18 protein-coding genes and 1 pseudogene are annotated in these 20,555 nt (G+C 70.7%); 13 read left to right on the top strand and 6 right to left on the bottom strand.

Going from position 1 to position 20,555, the window contains the following annotated elements:
• Positions 1-70 precede the first annotated feature (70 nt).
• The 8 genes from ACFWXC_RS13975 to ACFWXC_RS13940 all read left to right on the top strand — a co-directional run bounded on the left by ACFWXC_RS13975 (position 71) and on the right by ACFWXC_RS13940 (position 9,602).
• Positions 71-907 carry an undecaprenyl-diphosphate phosphatase gene (locus ACFWXC_RS13975; RefSeq protein ID WP_384478078.1) on the top strand — a complete coding sequence of 279 codons (837 nt, stop codon included), beginning with the start codon at positions 71-73 and terminating at the stop codon, positions 905-907.
• A 171-nt stretch (positions 908-1,078) separates the two neighbouring features.
• A complete protein-coding gene (locus ACFWXC_RS13970; protein WP_351736505.1) occupies positions 1,079-1,756 on the top strand; it encodes a FadR/GntR family transcriptional regulator in 678 nt (225 codons plus the stop codon).
• Positions 1,753-3,192 (top strand): amino acid permease, encoded by a 1,440-nt coding sequence (locus ACFWXC_RS13965; RefSeq protein WP_384478076.1) that lies wholly within the window; start codon positions 1,753-1,755, stop codon positions 3,190-3,192. Before ACFWXC_RS13970 ends, ACFWXC_RS13965 begins: the two co-directional genes overlap by 4 nt.
• A 43-nt stretch (positions 3,193-3,235) precedes the next feature.
• A complete protein-coding gene (locus tag ACFWXC_RS13960; protein WP_384478074.1) occupies positions 3,236-4,252 on the top strand; it encodes an asparaginase in 1,017 nt (338 codons plus the stop codon).
• A gap of 118 nt (positions 4,253-4,370) precedes the next feature.
• Complete coding sequence (aspA, locus tag ACFWXC_RS13955; RefSeq protein ID WP_384478071.1) at positions 4,371-5,774, top strand: aspartate ammonia-lyase; 1,404 nt, start codon at positions 4,371-4,373, stop codon at positions 5,772-5,774.
• A 36-nt stretch (positions 5,775-5,810) separates the two neighbouring features.
• Complete coding sequence (locus tag ACFWXC_RS13950) at positions 5,811-6,749, top strand: glutaminase (protein ID WP_384478068.1); 939 nt, start codon at positions 5,811-5,813, stop codon at positions 6,747-6,749.
• Between the two features lie 118 nt (positions 6,750-6,867).
• Complete coding sequence (gene mptB / locus ACFWXC_RS13945) at positions 6,868-8,262, top strand: polyprenol phosphomannose-dependent alpha 1,6 mannosyltransferase MptB (RefSeq protein ID WP_384478066.1); 1,395 nt, start codon at positions 6,868-6,870, stop codon at positions 8,260-8,262.
• Positions 8,259-9,602, top strand: coding sequence for a glycosyltransferase family 87 protein (locus ACFWXC_RS13940; RefSeq protein ID WP_384478063.1), 1,344 nt, complete (start codon positions 8,259-8,261; stop codon positions 9,600-9,602). Before mptB ends, ACFWXC_RS13940 begins: the two co-directional genes overlap by 4 nt.
• A 41-nt stretch (positions 9,603-9,643) precedes the next feature.
• On the opposite strand, the pseudogene ACFWXC_RS13935 reads toward ACFWXC_RS13940, so the two are convergent.
• Together ACFWXC_RS13935 and rho are read right to left on the bottom strand one after the other, a co-directional pair.
• A pseudogene (locus ACFWXC_RS13935) lies at positions 9,644-10,537 on the bottom strand (D-alanyl-D-alanine carboxypeptidase family protein); the annotation flags it as partial.
• A 94-nt stretch (positions 10,538-10,631) separates the two neighbouring features.
• Positions 10,632-11,780, bottom strand: coding sequence for a transcription termination factor Rho (gene rho, locus ACFWXC_RS13930; RefSeq protein ID WP_384478060.1), 1,149 nt, complete (start codon positions 11,778-11,780; stop codon positions 10,632-10,634).
• Positions 11,781-12,037: 257 nt separating this feature from the next.
• Between rho and ACFWXC_RS13925 the strand changes: the two genes are divergently transcribed.
• The 5 genes from ACFWXC_RS13925 (at position 12,038) to ACFWXC_RS13905 (ending at position 16,191) form a co-directional block, all read left to right on the top strand.
• Positions 12,038-12,223, top strand: a complete 186-nt coding sequence (locus ACFWXC_RS13925; RefSeq protein ID WP_384478057.1) for a hypothetical protein — start codon at positions 12,038-12,040, stop codon at positions 12,221-12,223.
• A 124-nt stretch (positions 12,224-12,347) separates the two neighbouring features.
• Positions 12,348-13,118 carry an SDR family NAD(P)-dependent oxidoreductase gene (locus ACFWXC_RS13920; RefSeq protein WP_384478055.1) on the top strand — a complete coding sequence of 257 codons (771 nt, stop codon included), beginning with the start codon at positions 12,348-12,350 and terminating at the stop codon, positions 13,116-13,118.
• A gap of 6 nt (positions 13,119-13,124) precedes the next feature.
• Entirely contained in the window at positions 13,125-13,547 is a 423-nt protein-coding gene (locus ACFWXC_RS13915; protein ID WP_384478052.1) for a VOC family protein, read from the top strand.
• A gap of 13 nt (positions 13,548-13,560) precedes the next feature.
• Positions 13,561-15,078, top strand: coding sequence for an MFS transporter (locus tag ACFWXC_RS13910; RefSeq protein WP_384478049.1), 1,518 nt, complete (start codon positions 13,561-13,563; stop codon positions 15,076-15,078).
• Positions 15,079-15,240: 162 nt separating this feature from the next.
• Positions 15,241-16,191, top strand: coding sequence for a hypothetical protein (locus tag ACFWXC_RS13905; protein WP_384478046.1), 951 nt, complete (start codon positions 15,241-15,243; stop codon positions 16,189-16,191).
• 3 nt (positions 16,192-16,194) lie between these two features.
• Here the strand turns inward: ACFWXC_RS13905 and ACFWXC_RS13900 are convergent, their stop codons facing one another.
• The 4 genes from ACFWXC_RS13900 to ACFWXC_RS13885 all read right to left on the bottom strand — a co-directional run bounded on the left by ACFWXC_RS13900 (position 16,195) and on the right by ACFWXC_RS13885 (position 20,551).
• Positions 16,195-16,965, bottom strand: a complete 771-nt coding sequence (locus tag ACFWXC_RS13900) for an SDR family NAD(P)-dependent oxidoreductase (RefSeq protein WP_384478043.1) — start codon at positions 16,963-16,965, stop codon at positions 16,195-16,197.
• A gap of 51 nt (positions 16,966-17,016) precedes the next feature.
• Positions 17,017-18,000 carry a LysR family transcriptional regulator gene (locus tag ACFWXC_RS13895; protein WP_384478040.1) on the bottom strand — a complete coding sequence of 328 codons (984 nt, stop codon included), beginning with the start codon at positions 17,998-18,000 and terminating at the stop codon, positions 17,017-17,019.
• Between the two features lie 184 nt (positions 18,001-18,184).
• A complete protein-coding gene (locus ACFWXC_RS13890; RefSeq protein ID WP_384478038.1) occupies positions 18,185-19,141 on the bottom strand; it encodes a fumarylacetoacetate hydrolase family protein in 957 nt (318 codons plus the stop codon).
• 3 nt (positions 19,142-19,144) lie between these two features.
• Complete coding sequence (locus tag ACFWXC_RS13885; RefSeq protein WP_384478035.1) at positions 19,145-20,551, bottom strand: FAD-binding oxidoreductase; 1,407 nt, start codon at positions 20,549-20,551, stop codon at positions 19,145-19,147.
• Positions 20,552-20,555 lie beyond the last annotated feature (4 nt).

Here is a 20,555-nt window from a genome sequence, read left to right as displayed (position 1 = left end):
CTTGCTTCACACCCGCGCGTTGTAAGACTGTCTACAGCACTGTCGACCAAACTCTGCAGAACTGGATCCCATGAGCGCCATCTCCGTCGGTCAGGCCGCCATCCTCGGGGTAGTCGAGGGGGTGACCGAGTTCCTCCCGGTGTCCTCCACCGGTCACCTCAAGATCACCGAGGGGCTCATGAACATCCCCGTCGACGACCAGTCCGTCGTCGGGTTCTCGGCCGTCATCCAGGTCGGTGCCATCGCCGCTGTGCTGGTGTACTTCTTCAAGGACATCCGGCGGATCGTCTCCGCCTGGGGCCGGGGGCTGGTCAACAAGGAGGAGCGCTACCACCACGACTACAAGTTCGCCTGGTGGGTGATCGCCGCGACCATCCCGATCGTCCTGGTGGGCCTCGCCGCCAAGCCACTGATCGACGGCCCGCTCGCCTCGCTCTGGGTGGTGGCCGGCTCGCTGATCCTCGGCTCCGGCGTGATGTGGGTGGCCGACCAGATGGGCCGCCACAAGCGCGGAGAGGACGACACCTCCTTCGCGGACGCGATGTGGGTCGGCTCCTCCCAGATCCTCGCCCTGCTCTTCCCCGGCTTCTCCCGCTCCGGCGCCACCATGTCCACCGCGCTCATCCGGGACCTGGACCGGGTCGCCGCCACCCGCCTCTCCTTCTTCCTCGGCATCCCGGCCCTGACCGGCGCCGGCCTCTACGAGCTCAAGGACGCCCTGGGCGCGGGCGTCGGCGCCGCCCCGCTGGTCGTCGGCACGGTCGTCTCCTTCGTGGTCGCCTACGCCTCCATCGCCTGGCTGCTGAAGTTCGTCGCCAAGCACTCCTTCAACGCGTTCGTGATCTACCGGATCGTCATCGGCCTGGGCCTCTTCGGGCTGCTCGCCACCAACACGATCAGCGCCTGACCCTGTCATCGCTCCGCCACGGGGTGTGACGCCTGTCCATTCAGGTGTCGCACCCCGTGAATGTTTCCTTTCCGGAAACCTTGACAGTCTCGTCCCGCAACCCGGAACATCTCACTCGTGAACCTGTCAGACAGCCCGACAGCCGGACAGCCTCCGCGGCGTGTGAGTGCCATGGAGGCGGTACTGGCGCATCTGCGCGGTGCCATCGAGCGCGGCGAGTACGCCGTAGGCGACAAGCTCCCCTCCGAGGCGGAGCTGTGCCGCACCCTGGAGGTCAGCAGGCCCGTCCTGCGCGAGGCCCTGCGGGCCCTGCAGACGATGGGCCTGACCGTCTCCAAGACCGGCAAGGGCACCTTCGTCGTCGCCAGCGCCGTCGAGGACCCCACCTTCGGCGACTACGCGGCCAGCGACCTGCTCGAAGTGCGCCGGCACATCGAGATCCCGGTCGCCGGGTACGCGGCGCTGCGCCGCACCCCGGAGAACCTGGACCACCTGGCCCATCTGCTCGACCGCATGGAGCGGGAGACGGACACCACCGCGTGGGTCGCGATGGACACCCTCTTCCACCTCGCCGTGGCCGAGGCCGCCCAGAACCCGGTCTTCCGCCGGGTCATCGAGGAGATCCGGGACGCACTGGCGCGTCAGTCGGCCTTCCTCAACGAACTGGGCGGCCGCCGCGAGCAGTCCAACCGGGAGCACCGGGCCATCGTCGAGGCACTGATCGACGGTTCCGAACCCGACGCCGTGGACGCCATGAGCCACCACCTGGACCGCGTCGAGACGACCCTCACCCACATCGTGCGCCCCGCGCGCACGGACGAGCACACGGAAGGCGGAACCGAGGCGTGAGCGAACAGCACCTCAAAGACGAGACGCGCCCCTCGTCCCGTCACGTCGACGCCGGAGACCACGGCTACAGCAAGTCGCTGAAGCACCGGCACGTCAACATGATCGCCATCGGCGGCGCCATAGGCACCGGCCTCTTCCTCGGCGCCGGTGGCCGCCTCGCCGACGCCGGTCCCTCCCTCTTCGTCGCGTACGCGGTCTGCGGGATCTTCGCCTTCCTCGTCGTACGAGCCCTCGGCGAACTCGTCCTGTACCGCCCGTCCTCCGGCGCCTTCGTCTCGTACGCCCGTGAGTTCCTCGGTGAGAAGGGCGCGTACACCGCGGGCTGGATGTACTTCCTGAACTGGGCGACCACCGGCATCGCCGACATCACCGCGGTGGCCACCTACACGCACTACTGGGGGATGTTCTCCGACATCCCGCAATGGTTGATCGCATTGATCGCCCTTGCCGTCGTGTTGACCGTCAACCTCATCTCGGTCAAGATCTTCGGCGAACTGGAGTTCTGGTTCGCGATCGTCAAGGTCAGCGCGCTGGTCATCTTCATGGTCATCGGCATCTTCCTGCTGGTCACCCAGCACCCCGTGGACGGCACCACCCCCGGCCCCACCCTGATCACCGACAACGGCGGCATCTTCCCCAACGGCCTGCTGCCCATGCTGCTGATCATCCAGGGCGTCGTCTTCGCCTACGCGTCGGTCGAACTGGTCGGCGTCGCCGCGGGCGAGACCGAGAACCCCGAGAAGATCATGCCCAAGGCGATCAACTCGATCATGTGGCGGGTCGGCCTGTTCTACGTCGGCTCGGTCGTCCTGCTGTCGATGCTGCTGCCCTGGAACAAGTACACGTCGGGGGAGAGCCCCTTCGTCACCGTCCTCTCCCACGTCGGGATCCCGGCGGCCGGCGGTGTGATGAACCTCGTCGTGCTCACCGCGGCCATGTCCTCCCTCAACTCCGGCCTCTACTCCACGGGACGCATCCTGCGCTCCATGGCCGTCAACGGCTCCGCCCCCAAGTTCACCGCGAAGATGAGCCGCAGCCAGGTGCCGTACGGCGGAATCCTGCTGACCAGCGGTATCTGTGTGCTCGGCGTGGGCCTCAACTTCGTCGTCCCCGCCGACGCGTTCGAGATCGTCCTCAACTTCGCGGCGATCGGCATCCTCGCCACCTGGGGCATGATCATGCTCTGTCACCTGCTCTTCTGGCAGAAGACCCAGAAGGGCGAACTCACCCGCCCCGGCTACCGACTGCCGGGCTCCCCCTGGACCGAGCTCGTGACGCTGGCGTTCCTCGCCTCCGTCCTGGTCCTCATGTACGCCGACGGCGGCGCCGGACGCACCACCGTGCTGTGCCTGCCGCTGATCGTCGGAGCGCTGGTCGCCGGTTGGTACGCCATCCGCCGCGGCCTCGCGCGCCCGTCCGCCGGAACCGACGCGTGAACCGCGTACCGGTCCGTCCCGACTCACCCGAGACCAGGCAGTGATGTACAGCAGTTCCCCCGCGGCCGCACCCATCGTCCGTGAGCCCCTCCACGCCCCCGTCGCCCACCTCATACGCGGCGGGGTCGTCGAGGGCATCCACTACGGCTCCGTCGTCGTCCTCGGCGCCGACGGCGAGGTCCAGTTCCAGCTCGGCGACATCGAGGCCGCGTTCTACCCGCGCTCGGCCGTCAAGCCCGTCCAGGCCGTGGCCATGCTGCGGGCCGGGCTGCCGCTCGACGGCGAGCTGCTCGCGCTGGCCGCCGCCAGCCACTCCGGCGAGGAACGCCACCTCGCCGGCACCCGGCGGATCCTCGGCCTCGCCGGTCTCACCGAGGACGACCTGCGCAACGTTCCCGACCTGCCGTACGACCCCGTCGTGCGGGACGCCTGGGTGCGGGAGGGGCGGGAGCCGTCGCGGCTCGCGCAGAACTGCTCCGGGAAGCACGCGGCGATGCTGTGGACCGCGAAGCTCAACGGGTGGTCCCTGGACGACTATCTCGATTCGGCGCACCCGCTCCAGCAGGCGATCGCCGAGATCGTCGAGGACCTGACCGGGCAGCGCATCGCGCGGACCACCGTGGACGGCTGCGGGGCGCCGCTGTTCTCCATCTCCCTGCACGGTCTCGCCCGTGCGGTGTCGCGGATCGTCAGCGCCGTGCCGGGTACGCCCGAGGCGCGGGTCGCCGACGCGATGCGCGAGCACGCGGAGATGGCGTCCGGCGCGGGCCGCGACGTGGCCGCGCTGATGGCGGCCGTGCCGGGGCTGCTGGCCAAGGACGGCTTCGAGGGCGTCGAGGTCGCGGCGCTGCCGGACGGGCGGGCCGTGGCCGTGAAGATCGCCGACGGGGCGAACCGGGCGCGGGTGCCGGTGGCGGCGGCGGCGTTGGCGCGGGCCGGGGTGGATCCGGAGCTGCTGACCGGGTTCGCCGGGGAGGCGCTGCTCGGCGGTGGCAGGGAGGTCGGGCGTGTGCGGCCCGTTCGGTCCTTGGAGCCGGTTGCGGTTTCGGCTTGCGCCTAGTCGCCTGCGCGGACTTGTGGTTTTGCGGCCGCGGGCTCGTTGTGGCTGGTCGCGCAGTTCCCCGCGCCCCTGACGGGGCGCTTCACCCTCACTCTCTTGAAACAGGACTCGTGCTTTCATGACTGTTCGTAGCGAGCATGATCTGCTCGGTGACCGCGACGTGCCCGACGACGCCTACTGGGGTGTGCACACCCTGCGGGCCACCGAGAACTTCCCCATCACCGGGACGCCGATCTCCGCCTACCCGCATCTGATCGACGCCCTGGCCGCCGTCAAGGAGGCCGCCGCTCTCGCCAATGAGGAACTGGGGCTGCTGGCGCCCGCGAAGGCCGCGGCGATCGTCGCCGCCTGCCGGGAGATCCGGGACGGCAAGCTGCACGACCAGTTCGTCGTGGACGTCATCCAGGGCGGTGCCGGGACCTCGACGAACATGAACGCCAACGAGGTGGTCGCCAACCGGGCGCTGGAGTTGATGGGGCACCGGAAGGGGCAGTACCAGTACCTGCACCCCAATGAGGACGTCAACCTCGGTCAGTCGACCAATGACGTCTACCCGACCGCCGTCAAGATCGCGACGGTCTTCGCGGTGCGTGGACTGCTCAAGGCGATGGCTGTACTCCAGGACGCCTTCGGCCGTAAGGCCGTCGAGTTCCGTGACGTGCTCAAGATGGGCCGTACACAGTTGCAGGACGCGGTTCCCATGACGCTCGGTCAGGAGTTCTCCACCTTTGCCGTAATGATTGACGAGGACCGCTCCCGTCTTGACGAGGCCGTCGAGTTGATCCAGGAGATCAACCTGGGGGCCACCGCCATCGGCACCGGCCTCAACGCGCCCGTCGGATACGCCGAGTCGGCCCGCCGGCACCTCGCCGGGATCACCGGACTGCCCCTGGTCACCGCCGCCAACCTGGTGGAGGCCACTCAGGACTGCGGTGCGTTCGTGCAGATGTCCGGTGTGCTGAAGCGGATCGCGGTCAAGCTCAGCAAGAGCTGCAACGACCTGCGGCTGCTGTCCTCCGGGCCGCGCGCGGGGCTCGGCGAGATCAACCTGCCGCCCGTGCAGGCCGGCTCGTCGATCATGCCCGGCAAGGTCAACCCGGTCATCCCCGAGGTCGTCAACCAGGTCGCCTTCGAGGTCATCGGCAACGACGTCGCCATCACCATGGCCGCCGAGGCCGGGCAGCTCCAGCTCAACGCGTTCGAGCCGCTCATCCTGCACTCCCTGTCGGAGAGCATCACCCACCTGCGGAACGCCTGCCTGACCCTGGCCGAGCGGTGCGTCGACGGCATCACCGCCAACACCGACGTGCTGCGGGCGACGGTCGAGAACTCCATCGGCCTGGTCACCGCCCTCAACCCGTACATCGGGTACACGGCGGCCACCGACATCGCCAAGGAGGCCCTCGTCACCGGCCGGGGTGTCGCGGAACTCGTCCTGGAGAAGGGTCTGTTGCCGGCCGAGCGGCTCGCCGACCTGCTGCGTCCCGAGGTCGTCGCCGGCAGCGGTGCGCCCCTCGTCTGACCTGCGAGTACGCACCAGGACCGGCCCGGAGGCACAATGGTGATCATGACAATGACGTCGTCACCGGCCTTTCTGCCGGTCCTGGAGCGGATCGCGGAGGAGATCGAGCGGACGCCCGGCCGCGGGCGGCCCGCCGACTACATACCGGCGCTCGCCGCCTGCGACCCCCGCAGTTTCGGCATGGCCGTGGCCGAGCTGGACGGCACGGTCTACGGCGTGGGCGACTGGCGGCAGCCGTTCTCCACGCAGTCCATCACCAAGGTCTTCACCCTCGCCCTCGACCTGGGCCGCGAGGGTGACGAACTCTGGGAACACGTCGGCCGCGAACCCTCCGGCAACCCCTTCAACTCCCTGGTCCAGCTGGAGTACGAGAACGGCATCCCGCGCAACCCCTTCATCAACGCGGGCGCCCTCGTCGTCACCGACCGCCTCCAGACCCGTACCGGAGACGCGGCCGGCGAGCTCCTCGCCTTTCTGCGCGCGGAGAGCGGCAACGCCGCCCTGGACTTCGACAGGGGGGTGGCCGCCTCCGAGTCCCAGCACGGCGACCGCAACGCCGCCCTGGCCCACTTCATGGCCTCCTACGGCAACATCGACAACGAGGTCCCGGTCCTCCTCGACCAGTACTTCCGCCAGTGCTCCGTCGCCGCGTCCTGCGCCGACCTCGCCCTGGCGACCACGTTCCTGGCCCGCCACGGCATCCGGGCCGACGGCAGCCGTCTGCTCACCCGCAGCCAGGCGAAACAGGTCAACGCGGTGATGCTGACCTGCGGCACGTACGACGCGGCGGGCGACTTCGCGTACCGGGTGGGGCTGCCGGGGAAGAGCGGGGTGGGCGGTGGCATCATCGCCGTGGTGCCGGGCCGTTGTGCGCTGTGCGTGTGGAGCCCGGGCCTGGACGAGCGGGGCAACTCGGTGGCGGGGGTGGCGGCCCTGGACCGCTTCACGACACTGACGGGCCTGTCGGTTTTCTAGACGCGTGACTGTGCCGTCCGGCGACGAATCACTGGCCAGTCACAGCCAGGTCTCTCGCAGGAAAACGCCCCGTCGCTTTCTGGCCACCCGCAATTGACACGCTGAGCCAGTGTTGGCCATGGCTTTTCCCGTCGATCTTCGCCGCTGTCAGGTCCTAGGCCTGGCCGGTACCGCGTTCCTTGCCCTGGGAGGTGAGACCGCAGGCGCCCTCCCCGTGGAGGACCTGCTCGCGCCCAGCTCGGTGCAGGCGGCGTTCGGCCTGGTCGGGGTCTACTTCGGTGTCGTGCTGCTCATCGCGGCGTGGCTCCTGCTGGGCCGCCTCGTGCGCAGTGGCGAACCGCCCACCCCCCGCCAGCTGTTGCTGGTCCTCGCAGTCTGGGCGGCCCCGCTGCTGCTCGCGCCCCCGCTGTTCAGCCGGGACGTGTACAGCTACCTCGCGCAGGGCGCGATGGTCGACGCGCACATGGACGTCTACACGGCGGGGCCCGCGCAGCTCGGCGGCCCGCTGGCCGACGAGGTCGCCCCGGTCTGGCAGAACACCGCCGCACCGTACGGCCCCGCGTTCATGGGTGTGGCGTCGCTGCTGTCCGGCCTGACCCGGGGCGAACTCCCGGCCGGGCTCTTCGGGATGCGCCTGGTCGCCCTGCTCGGCGTCGGCCTGATGGCGGCCGCGCTGCCCCGGCTGGCCCGGCACAGCGGCGCCGACCCGTCGGCCGCGCTCTGGCTCGGTGCCCTCAACCCCCTGGTGCTGCTGCACCTGGTCGCGGGCGCCCACAACGACGCGATCATGCTCGGTCTGCTGGGCCTCGGCCTGGTCGCGGCGCTCGGCCGCTGGCCGCTCCTCGGAGCCGTGCTCGTCACGCTCGCGGCACTGGTGAAGGCACCGGCCGCGCTGGGGCTGCTCGCGATCATCGTCGTACAGGCGCGCAAGGGCCGCAGTCCGGTGGGCGCCACCCTGCTGACGGCGGCCGCGTCCGGCGCCACGACGGTGGTCGCGACCGCCGTCGCCGGGACCGGGTACGGGTGGATAAGGGCGCTCGACACGCCCGTCTCCGCGCACAACTGGGCGCTCAGCAGCCTGCTCGGCCGGGCCACCGGCGCGCTCCTGGAACACCTCGGCAGCGATCTGGCGCCGCTGGCCGTGCCGGCCTGGCATCTGCTCGGGCTCGCGCTCACCGCGGTGACCGTGCTGCTGATATGGGTCCGGCTGCGGCCCCGCCCGATCTACGCCCTCGGCCTGAGCCTGGCCGCGGTCGCCGCCTTCGGACCGGCGATCCGGCCCTGGTACGCGATCTGGGGCCTGTTCCTGATAGCGGCGGCGGCGCCCAGCACCTCGGTCCGGCACCGGGTGGCCGCCGTCACCGGAGTGCTCGCGCTCGCGGTGCTGCCCAGCGGCGGCCCCGCCGACATCGGCCAGCTGGTCCTCGCCGTCTCCGGCGGGGTGCTGGGCGTGGTCGTGCTGTGGCAGGCCCACCAGGCCGCGCAGGCCCCGGCCGTGGGACGTACGGCATGAGAGGACCGCGTACCGACCGGGGGAGACTGCTGCTCGTCCTGCTCCTCGTCGCCACCGTGACCGTGTTCACGGCCACCGTGCCGCTGCTGCGCGACTGGTTCGACCTGCGCGTCTACTACGGCACGGTGCACACCTGGGTGCACCACGGCGGGCGGATCTACGACTACCGGGTGCCCGGGACGACGTACGGCTTCACCTATCCGCCGTTCGCCGCCGTCGGCATGCTGCCCATGGCGCTGGTCGGGCTGCACCTGGCCATCGCGGCCTCGCTGCTGGTCAACCTGGCCGCGCTGGCCTTCGTGCTGCGCATCCTGGCCGGTCCTGGCTGGCGGCGCTGGGGCTGGTACCGCTGGGCGCTGGCCCTGTGCGTGCTGGCGCTGTTCGAGCCGCTGCGGGACACCTTCAGCTTCGGCCAGGTGAACCTGGTGCTGCTCGCCCTGGTGTTGGGGGACTGCTGTCTGCTGCGCAGTGGGCGGGGCCGCTGGGCCGGGGTCGGCATCGGGCTCGCCGCCGCGATCAAGCTCACTCCCGCGCTGTTCATCGGCATGCTGCTGATCGGCCGCAGGTGGCGTGCGGCCGGTGTCGCCACGGCCGTGGCGCTCGCCGCCACCGGGCTCGCCGCCTGGACCGACCCGAAGGCGTCCCGTTTCTACTGGACGCAGGCGCTCTGGGACACCAGCCGGGTCGGCCGGCTCGACTATGTGTCGAACCAGTCGCTGCAGGGCGTACTGGCCCGGCTCGGCCATCCGGACAAGCCGCTGTGGGCGACGGTCGTGCTGCTCACACTGGCCGTGTGGGCGTGGCGGACCCGCAAGGCGGTGGCGGCCGGGGACTGGACGGCCGCCTTCGCCCTCACCGGTCTCGCCGCCTGCCTGGTCAGCCCGATCACCTGGGTGCACCACCTGGTGTGGGCGCTGCCCTCGTTCGCCCTGCTGGCCCGCGCGGGGTACCCGCGGATCGCGGGTGCCCTCTACGCGGTGATGTGCACCAGCGTGGTGTGGCTGTGGTTCGACGATGCGTCGGGCATCGACGGGTTCCTCGGCAGCAACCTCTACACCTGGATCACCCTGGGTCTGCTGCTGGGCCTGCCGACCGGTCAGTCCCGAGCGGAGCGGTCGCCCCTGAGCCGCATCGCGAGGGTCACGGCGCCCGCGCCGAGTACCGCGAAGCCCGCGGCCATGGCGGTGTCGGACCAGCCGGAGTCGTCCTCCGGTGCGGTGGCCGCCGCCATCGGCACGGTGCTCGGCCCCGGCTGGGGGCGCGGCCTGGCCCGCAGGGCGTCCAGCGAGCCCACCGGGTCGACCCGTCCGGCCGCCTCGAAACCCCAGTCGAGCAGCTGACGGGCCTCGTCGTACACGCCGCCGTCCTGGGGGTTCAGCACGGTCACGACGAGGGTGCGCCCGCCCCGCCGGGCGGCGGCGACCAGGGTGTTGCCGGCGTTGGTGGTGTAGCCGTTCTTGATCCCGATCATGCCGGGATAACGCGGCACCCCGTCCTCGCCGGTCAGCAGCCGGTTGGTGTTCACGATGCCGAACGACCAGCCGTCGCCGGCCGGGAAGCGGGCCGCGGCGGTGGAGCAGTAGCGGGCGAATTCACGGTTGCGCAGCCCGGCCCGGCCGAACACCGCCAGGTCGAACGCCGAGGAGACCTGCCCCGGTGCGTCGTAGCCGTCGGGGGACTCGACATGCGTGTCCAGGGCGCCCAGGGCACGCGCCTTGGCCTGCATCCGGGTGACGGTGTGGCCCCAGCCCCCGTTGAGCGCGGCCAGGACGTGCACGGCGTCGTTGCCGGAGCTGAGGAAGACCCCGCGCCACAGATCGGCCACCCGGTAGGTGTGGCCCTCCTCGACGCCGACCAGGCTGCTGCCCTCCTCGACGTGCGCCAGCTCCTGGGGCGTCACCCGGTGCTCCAGACCGGCCGGCAGGACCGGCAGCACGGTGAGCGCGAACAGGGTCTTCAGCGTGCTGGCCGGGGGCAGCTCGCGATGTGCCTCGTTCGCCGCGAGCACCTGGCCGCTGCCCGCGTCGGCGACCAGCCAGGAGAGCGCGGAGACGTCCGGGACCTCCGGCACCCCGGAGTGCGGCCGTACCTGGATGCCGGAGTGGTAGAGCAGGGACGGTCCGGGCACCACCGCCCTCGGGGGCGGGGCCGGGTCCAGCGCCCCGGTGCCGGCGGCGGCCGTACCGGACGTCAGCGCCAGCAGGCCCGCCACACAGAGGGCGCAGGTCGACACCGCCGCCCGGCGAGGGAATCGGTCAGAGAATCCGATCGTCATATGATCAACGTAGGAAGGGAGTCGGCGTCCGGCGCGCAGCCTGGGCCGGATGGACGCCCTGAGCAACCCGGATGCCGCACGCCCGGCTCCGGTGTCAGCCCGCCGGCAGGGTCGGCTGGACACGGCGCAGGAAGGTGGCGTTGTCCGGCGTCCCACGCATCCGCTCAAGGAGTGTCTCCAGGCCGGAGGGGGTCCCCTCCCGGCTCTGCAGGGCCCGGCGCAGGCCGCGTACGGCGGTCAACTCGGCCGGGGTGAGCAGGAGTTCCTCGCGGCGGGTGCCGGAGGGGGCGATGTCCACGGCCGGGAAGACCCGCCGGGAGGCCAGCTCGCGGTCCAGCCGCAGCTCCATGTTGCCGGTGCTCTTCAGCTCCTCGAAGAAGTAGCCGTCGGCACGGGAGCCGGTGTCCACCAGAGCGGTGGCGAGGATGGTGAGCGAGCCGCCCTCCTCGGCCTTGCGGGCGGCGCCGAAGAACCGCTTGGGGCCGAGCAGCGCGCCGGCGTCGACGCCGCCGCTGAGGGTACGGCCGTTGGAGGCGGCCGCGTTGTTGTGGGCCCGGCACAGCCGGGTCAGGGAGTCCAGGAGGATGACGACGTCCCGGCCGTCCTCGACGAGCCGCTTGGCCCGCTCGACGACGAGTTCGGCGAGGGCGATGTGCTCCTTGGCGGGCCGGTCGAAGGTGGAGGCGTACACCTCGCCGTGGACCGAGCGCCGCATGTCGGTGACTTCCTCGGGGCGCTCGTCGAGCAGCAGCACCATGAGGTGGCACTCCGGGTGGTTGCCGGCGACGGCGGCAGCGTACTGCTGGAGCAGCACGGTCTTGCCGGTCTTCGGCGGGGCCACGAGCAGCCCGCGCTGCCCCTTGCCGACGGGGGCGAGCAGGTCGGTCACCCGGCCGGCGAGCCCCGAGGCGGGGTGTTCGAGGCGGATCCGCTGGTACGGGTGCAGCGGGGTCAGATCGCGGAAGTGACGGCGGCCGCGCAGCTCTTCGGGCGTACGGCCGTTGACGCGCGTGACCTCGGTCAGGGTGCGCTGGTTGCCCCGGACGCCCTCGACGAGGTCGCCCTTGCGCAGGCCGTGACGGCGGATCAGCGCGGCGGAGACCTGGGGGTCGGCCGGGGAGGACAGGCAGCTCGGGGCCCGCAGCTGCCCCTTCCCGCCCGCGTCGATGTCGAGGACACCGGTGACGGGCCGGACGGCGTTCTGCCCCTGCTGCTGTACGGGAGGTTCGAGTGTGGTGGTCATGAGAGGTGGTCCTTTCGAGGACGGAAGACAGAAGAGAAGGGGGAGTGGGCCGCGAGCGGGAGGCGTACACACAGGCCTCCGGGCGGCGGGAACGACACCTCGGGAACGGCGCGAAAAGCCCTGGTCACGAGGTGGTGCGGAGAAGCCGGCGGGCCGGTCGGAAAGCGACGGCCGAAGCGGCTGGAGGAGAGGGAACGACACCGGCGCCCGACTAGGGGGGCGACCACAGGTGCTGATCGCACTATACCCGCCGTTCCGTGGTCGTCAACATGGCACCGGTCGCCGATATTCCCGGACGCTCCCCGGACCCGAGCGTCCGGGAACCCCGCATCCCGGCGACCCGGGCGCGCCTGCGATCGACTGTGCCCGAGGACGGCCTCGCCCGGGAGGCCGACTTCGCCGGCAACAGCCTCCGCGCCCTCCCGGTCCGCCTGGGCGCCTGAGCCGCATACCAGCCATACGAACCCCCGATGGCCCTTCCCTGACGCATTTCTTGTTCTGGCCATAAGCCCTACCTACGCTGCCACCACCGCACTTCGGCGGCATGGGACAAGGGACTTGGCAATCATGGGTCGACTGGCCGGGAAAATCGCTTTCATCAGTGGAACGGGGGCTGGAATCGGCCGGGCCGCGGCACAGATTTTCGCGGCGGAGGGCGCCACCGTATTCGGCTGTGACATCGACGAGAAGAGCGCCGCCGAAACCGTGGAACTCGTCGAGAAGGCCGGCGGCGTGATGCGTTCCCTGGCACCGGTCGACCTTTCCACCGAGACCGGGGCGCGGGAGTGGATCGACGCCGGGATCGCGGAGTTCGGCGGCATCGACATCCTCTACAACAACGCCTCCGCGCTGCGGAACGGCCCCTTCGAGACGATGCCGGCCGAGGACTGGTACTTCACCATCAGGAACGAGCTGGACATCCCCTACTTCTGCACCCGGGCCGCCTGGCCGCACCTGGTCGCGCGCGGCGGCGGGGCCGTCCTGAACGTCGCCTCGGTGGCCGCCGTGCGCGGCGCGCCCTTCATGCCGATGGTGCCGCACGGCGCCGCCAAGGGCGGAGTGCTGGCCATGAGCAAGCACCTGTGCGCGGCCGGCGCCCCGCACCGCATCCGCGTCAACACCATCGCCCCCGGCATGACCCGCACCTCGGCCACCGCCCCCTTCCTCGACGACCCGGACGGTCCGAAAGCCCAGCTGGAGGCGCGGATCCCGGTCGGCCGGATCGGGCAGCCCGAGGACATCGCCCGTGCCGCGGCCTTCCTCTGCTCCGACGAGGCGGCCTTCGTCAACGGCGCCAACCTCATGGTCGACGGCGGCGACAGCGCGATGGCGGGCTGAGCACCGATGCACGCACGGCTGGACCACGTGGGCGTCAACGTACGCGACCTGCCCGCCCAACTCTCCTGGTACCGGACGGCCTTCGGCCTGAAGACCGTCTTCGAGTTCCGTCTCGACGGACCCGGCCTGACCGGTGTCGTCCTGGAACACCCGCACGGCTGGCGGATCGAACTCCTCGCCAGGCCCGGGTCCGCGCCCGGCCTCAGGGCACCGGACCCGATGACCGCCGCCCTCACCGAGGGGTACGGGCACTTCGCGGTCACCACCCCCGAACTCGACCCCGTGTACACCGCCCTGGTGGCCCACGGGGCGGGCGAGGTGCTGAAACCCGGACCGTCCCCTGAACCGGGGGTTCGAATGGCCTGGGTCAGGGACCCCGAGGGAAATCTCATCGAACTCATAGAACGCGGCACCACTGTTAACCCGTGAGATGGAGTACGGAATGACCAACGCTGTGAGAAAACTGGACGTGGGCACGCTCGTGGCCTGTTGTCTGGCAGTTGCCGCCGCGCAGCTGTGCATTACCGTCCCCTCGCCCATCAACGGGGAAATACAGGCCGCGTTCGGCGCCTCGGGATCGCAGGTCGCCTGGGTCACCTCGGCCTTCATTCTGCCCACCGCGATTCTGGAACTGAATTTCGGTGTGGTGGGCGACCTGTTCGGCCGTAAGCGGCTGCTGGTGCTCGGCGGATTCGTGCTGGCGGTCGGTGAACTCCTCAACGCCACCTCGCAGAACATCACCATGCTCTGGATCGGGCAGGCCCTCGCCGGCGTCGGCGCCGCCGCGCTGTTCCCCAGCTCCCTCGCCGTGATCGCGGCCGCGACCCCCGGGGAGAAGGACCGCGCCAAGGCGGTCTCGATCTGGGCGCTGAGCATTTCCCTCGCCTCCGCCGTGGGCCCGCTCTCCTCCGGCATCCTCGCCACGGTCGCCGACTTCCGCTGGGCGTTCGTGCCGCCGGTCGTCCTCGGTATCGCGGTCGGCATCTCCTGCTGGGCGCTGGTCACCGACTCCAAGGCGCCCGAGGGCCGCGCCCTGGACTGGCCGGGGCAGATCAGCATCGCCGTCGGCCTGACCGCCCTGCTGTGGGGCATCATCGAGGGCGGCGACCGCGGCTGGAGCAGCCCCTCGATCGTCTTCGCCCTCGTGCTCGCCGCCGTCGCACTGGTCGGCTTCGTGGTCGCGGAGAACCGCGCCGAGTCCCCGATGTTCAACCTGGAACTGCTGAAGATCCCGTCGTTCGCCGCCGCCGCGGTGGTCGCGCTGACCGGCATGTTCGGCTTCATCGGCACCGCCTACTGCGTCTCCATCCGGCTCGGCGCGGTGATGCACCTCAGCGCGCTGCGTGCCGGTATGCCGTTCGTGATCCTCCAGCTGATCCCGCTGCTCCTCGCACCCGTGCTCAGCAGGATGCTCACCCGGGTCGAGCCGCGCTGGCTGCTGATGGGCGGTCTGCTGCCGATGGCCGCCGGCCAGTTCTGGATCGCCGCGCTGCCCATCACCACCACCGACCTCGCCGCCTTCATCGGCCCGGTACTGCTGCTCGGCATCGGCTTCATCTGCGTGGTCTCCTCGCTGACGTCGGCCGCCGTGAACGCCGTACCGATCGAGATGACCGGCATGGCGAGCGGCGCGACGAGCCTGGTCCGGGAGTTCGGCCAGGGCCTCGGGCCCGCCGTGATCAGCACGATCGCGATGAGCGCGGCCTCCTCCGCACTGGTCGGCAAGCTGAGCGGCGCCGACGCGGGCATGGAGGCCGCCGCCGGTCCGCTCGCGGTGGTCAACGCGGGCAGCGACAGCGCCAGGGCCGCCGCGCAGGACGCCCTCGCGCACGGCATGGCCCTGGGCGTGGTGATCTGCGGCTGCGCCTCGCTGCTCGGCGCGCTGGTCACCCTGCTGCTGGTCCGCAAGAACACCGCGCGAGCGGCGGCCCAGCTGCCGGTGCAGCCCGCGTCCGCCTGACCGCGGACACGACGAGAAGGCCGGGGCGGGCGCCCCGGCCTTCTGACGTGTAGTCAACTCCCGTACCGTCAGGAGGTCGTGGAACGGCAACGGATGTCCGCAATCCATAACGGTCCTGGCCGGGAGGGGACTTGATGTCGGGCAATGCCTTATCTTCACGACATGTCCACGCCACCGCAGCAGCCGCCGTCCTCGCCGCAGCAACCGCCGTCGACTCCCCAGCAGCCCCAGCAGCCCCAGCAGCCCTCGCCGCCACTGCAGCAGCCGGACCAGCCGTCGGCGGTACCGCCTCAGCAGCCCCAGCCGACCGCGTACCCGTATCCGAACCCGCAGTCGCCGCCCCCGCAGAACCCCTACGCCCAGCCGACCCTCGTCAACCAGCCCGCGCCACCCCCGCAACAGGGCACGCAGCAGGGCAACCCCTATGCCGTACAGCCCGGTTACGGCTACCCGCCCCCGGCCGCACCGCCGTCGGCAGGCGGGAACGCGGCCGGGAGAGCCGTGCTGTGGGCCGTCGTGGGCGCGGTGGTCGCCTCCGCCGCCTGGGCGGGCGGCATCTTCCTGACCGGCGGCTTCGGTACCGGCGCCGATCTGCGCGGCTACCAGGCGCCCGCGAACCTCTGCTCCGGCGCGGACTACTCGTCGTTCACGGACGAGTACCCCGTCGCCGACTCGTCCCCGACGAAGAACGTGCTGAAGGACCCGGCCCTGGACGAGAGTTACTGCAGTCTCAGTCTCAAGAAGACCAGCTCCAGCTACGGGGACGCCTTCCTCACCATGACGGTCGACCTGCACAAGAAGACCGACCCGGGACCGGAGTTCACGGCCACCTGGAAGAAGTACGGCGACAGCCACACCGACTACGACGTGAGCCCGGTGAGCGGCATCGGCGAGGAGGCCTACCTGGTCACCCAGGACACCAGCAACGGCTCCACCACCAGCGGCTCGCGGTACGCCACGCTCGCGGTGCGGGACGGCTGGATGACGTACACCATGTACTACAGCGCTTACTTCTCCTCGTACGACAGCGACACCGACCCGCCGACACTCGACGACGTGACGGACTGGCTGAAGACGGACACCAGGTCCACGCTGGAGCAGCTCAAAAGCTGACGCTCAGCCCCGGTCCAGGGCGTCGGTGATCGCCTTCACCGGACCGTGCGCCGAGTAGCCGCCGTCGACGGTGATCTCGGCGCCGTTGACGTACGAGGCCTCGTCGGAGAGGAGATAGACGACGAGCGGCGCCACCTCGTCGACCGTGCCCGGGCGGCCCTGGGGCGTCATGGCGAGGTGGGCGGCGACGAACACCGGGTTGGCGGTGGCCATCAGCGGGGTCTCGATGTAGCCGGGGTGGATCACGTTCGTACGGATGCCACGTGGGGCCAGCTCCAGGGCCGCCACCTTGGACAGGCCCCGCAGCGCCCACTTGCTGGTCGTGTACGCGACCGCGTGATGGGCGGTGAGCCCGGCGACCGAGCCGACGTTCACGATCGAGGCGCCCGCCGGCATCAGCGGGGCCAGGGCCTGGATGCCGAGCAGGGCGCCGGTGGTGTTGACGGCGAACGCCCGGTTCCAGTCGGCGAGTCCGACCTGGCCGAGCCGGGCCCGCATCGGGATGCCCGCGTTGTTCACCAGTCCGTGCACGACGTCGAGGGAGGCGGCCAGCGCCGCCCAGTCCTCCTGCGAGGTCACGTCCAGACGGACGTACCGGACGTCGAGGCCGTCGGAGCGCAGGTCGGCGGCGTGCTTCTCGCCGGCCTCGTCCAGCACGTCGGTCGCGATCACCGTGGCGCCCTCCCGGGCGGCCGCGGCCGCCTCCGCGGCTCCCTGGCCCTGTGCGGCTCCGGTGACGACGACGGTACGGCCCGCCAGGCGCGTGCGGTTCACGGCTTCCACGATGTCCTCCGAGGGGGCGTGCGGGATGTCCTCCCGTCCACGCTAGGAAGCCGCGGACAGCTGCGGAAACGCGCTCTCGGAATGGCTGGCATCCACGTCGGCGATCTCGTGCGGGGGTTCCTTGCCCAGTGCGGCCCCGACCTTGCGGACCGTGTCCCGCAGCCAGCGGTGGGCCGGGTCGGCGTGCCGGTTGTGGTGCCAGTACATGGCCTCCACCAGCGGCACGTCCGGGAACGGCGCCGGTACGACCGCGCAGCGCGCGAAGCCCTCGTACCGCCTCGCCAGCCGTTCCGGGACCATCGCCACCAGGTCCGTACCGCTCACCAGGAACGGCAGCACGCTGAACCCGGGCGTGCTCACCTGGATCTTCGGGGTGATCCCGAGGGTCTCCAGCTGGCGCTCGGCGGGGGTGTGGCTCTTGCCGATGGCGCAGGCCGCGTGCGGCATCTCCGCGAGGTCCCGCAGGGTGAGCCGGCCGTCCACCAGGCGCGGGTTGTCCGGGTCGACGAGGCACACGAACCGGTCGTGCATCACGGCCTCGCTGACCCCGGGGAGCTGGTAGCCGAGCGGCACGATCATCAGGTCGTGGCAGCGCAGATGCGTCTCGGTCTCCAGCTGACCGTCGACGATCGGGTGGAAGTCGATCCGGATGCCCGGCGCCTCGGCCGCGATGACCCGCAGCAGCGGCTCCACGAACACCGTCATCACGTAGTCCGACATGACCACGGAGAAGCGCTGACGGCTGCGTCCCGGGTCGAAGTGCCGGGTCAGCGACAGCGCCTCCTCGGCCTTCTGCAGCGAGCCCTGGACGACCGGCAGCAGCCGCTCCGCGAGGGGTGTCAGCTCGTACTCCCGGCCCACCCGGATCAGCAGCTCGTCATTGAAGTGCCGGCGCAGCCGGGCCAGCGAGCCGCTCATCGCGGACTGGCTGGTGGACAGCCGTACCCCCGCGTGGGTGACGTTCTTCTCCTCCAGGAGCGCTTCCAGTGCCACCAGAAGATTGAGATCGATCGCTCCGAGACCCACGGGTGTCCCCTTCCGGCCGGCTACGTCATTGAAGCTTCGGTGAAACGGGAGGTTAACCAGCGGACGGCCGTCGAGGAAGGGGGTCGGGGCGACTCTCAGGAAGATGCGATGCCAGGCATCCGGGCACCGGATACCCCCAGGTGGGGGGCCTGCGCGCACCACAGGCCCCCCACAGCTTCGGGTGCTAGGGGCGCGGCGTGCGACCCCTCTTGCGGGCCCGCGGAAGGTAGGCGTCCGCCCGCCCGGGCACGATCCGGTTGGACACCGTGCCGAGCCCCTCGACGCTCAGCGTCACCTCGTCGCCGGGCTTCAGCGGGGGCGGGGTGCGCTCCCCGAGCCGGCCCCAGAACTCCGCCAGCGAGCCCCAGCCGCAGGTGCCCGAGCCGAGGATGTCACCGGGCCGTACCCAGGCGTCCCGGCTGGCGTAGGCGATCATCTCCTCGAAGGTCCAGGAGACGTTGGCGAGGGTGTCCCGGCCGATCAGTTCCCCGTTCAGGGTGACCGTCATCTCCAGGTCCAGGAAGCCGTCCGGATCCCGCCGGTCCTGCACCTCGTCGGCGGTGACCAGGTAGGGGCCGAGCGTGTGGGCGAAGTCCTTGCCCTTGGAGAAGCCCAGACCGAGGTTCTTCTCCGGCTTCTGCAGGTCACGGGCCGACCAGTCGTTGAAGACCAGATAGCCGATGATGTGGTCCCCGGCCCGCTCGGGGGTGAGGTCGCGGCCGCTGCGGCCGATGACCGCGCCGACCTCCAGCTCGAAGTCGAGCACCGAGCAGCCGGCCGGGACCGGCACGTCGTCGTGGGCGCCGTAGGCGGCGTGCGGGTTGGTGAAATAGAAGTTGGGCGCCCGGTACCACTCCTCGGGCACCCGCTCCAGGCCGTCCAGCGACTTCGACACGCCCTCGATGTGCGCCTCGAACCCGACGAAGTCCCGGATCGAGGGCGGCTTCAGCGGCGGCAGCAGCCGTACCTGATCCACCGTCAACCGGCTTGGCACGTCAAGGGCTTCGATGCCGGCCGCGTACAGCACCTCCGCCTCGATCAGCGTCAGGAGGCTCACCCCCTCGGGCAGCGGGTGGATCACCCCGTCCCGCACCACACCGGCGCGCTCCTCGCCCTCGTGCTCGTATGTCGCGAAACGCATGGCTCACTGCTCCCAGTAGTTGGTGTTGGTGACGGTCCCGGCGCTCAGATAGCCGGCGAACACGCCCTTGGGGTCCCGGGCGGCCCGGATCTCGTTCAGCCGTCGCCACTGCTCGTCGCCCATGAACCTCAACTGCCGTACCGTGAAGTCGGAATCGCCCAGGTACTGGCCGGCGGTCACCGGCTCCATCGCCGCCATCGCCCCGTCCAGCCAGCCGCGCAGCTCCGCGTCCCGCCCCGGTCCGTCGTGGACGACATAGCTCGCGCAATAGATCTCCGACTGCAACGAGAACGCCATGTCGGCCAGTTGCCGCAGCGGGGCCATGGAGAACCAGATGGTGAAGGTCCCCCGGGTGGGATGCTCGGTGAACGCCTTGCGGATCGCCGGGACGACCTCCTCCGCGGTGCCGGTCAGCCACGCGTTGTCGACGAAGTAGCGGTGGCCCTCCGGGTTGGCGATGCGCTGCCCGGCCAACTGCTCCGCGAAGGTGGTGGGCTGAGCCTCGACCCGGAACAGCGCCCGGTCGGCGTACGGGCCCGCGTGCAGGGGCGCGAGCGCCTCGGCGGCCTCCTGAGCGGTGTCCGTCATCGCCACCCCCGTCACCAGCAGCACCGGTCCGTCGAGATCGGGCGGGGTCTGGGTGAGAGCGACGATCTCCACCAGGTCGGAGACGGTGTGATGGGTGTGGTGCAGCCAGGTCATGACCTCGTCGAAGAGGTCCAGCGGGTAGGCGTGCACGGTGTGCGCCAGGTGCCCGGGCAGCGGGCGGGTGCGCAGATGGAAGCGGGTCACGACCCCGAAGAAACCCGGGCCCGCACCGCGTGCCGCCCAGAACAGGTCGCTGTGCCGTGTCTCGTCGGCCCGGACCAGCTCGCCGTCCGCCGTGACGACGTCGATCGCCACGATGTTCTCGGCCGCCCAGCCCCAGCCGCGCGCGTTCCAGCCCTGCCCGCCCTGGAGCAGGAAACCGCCGATGCCCACCGACGGACAGTGCCCGCCGTTGAAGAACCGCCCGAACTCACCCAGATACGGATTGAGTTCGTCGCCGCCTTTGACGCTGGGAGTGGCCGTGACGATCCCCGTTCGCGGGTCGTACGCCATCTCGCGGAAGCCGCCGAGGTCGATCAGCAGCGTGTCCCGGCGCACCGACCAGGCGGCCCAGCTGTGCCCGCCGGAGCGCACGGCGACCTGCCAGCCGCGCTCCAAGGCGAGTCGTACGCCTTCGACGACGTCCTGTTCGGTGGCTGCTTCGAGCACGGCCGCGGGGGTGCGGTCGGCCGGGCGGCGGGCGTTGAAGACCCGCCGGTACACGGCCTCCTCGAAGTCCTCGTCACCGGGGAGGTGGAAGGTGCCGGAGAAGCGGTTCTGGTTCGGGGGTTCGGGGGTCGTCCCCCGATTGATCGCAGTCACCGGG

The sequence above is a fragment of the Streptomyces sp. NPDC058683 genome (assembly GCF_042716195.1).
GTDB lineage: Bacteria > Actinomycetota > Actinomycetes > Streptomycetales > Streptomycetaceae > Streptomyces.
The sequence above is the reverse complement of the archived record's forward strand: the minus strand, read 5'-3'. Positions and strand labels throughout refer to the sequence as shown.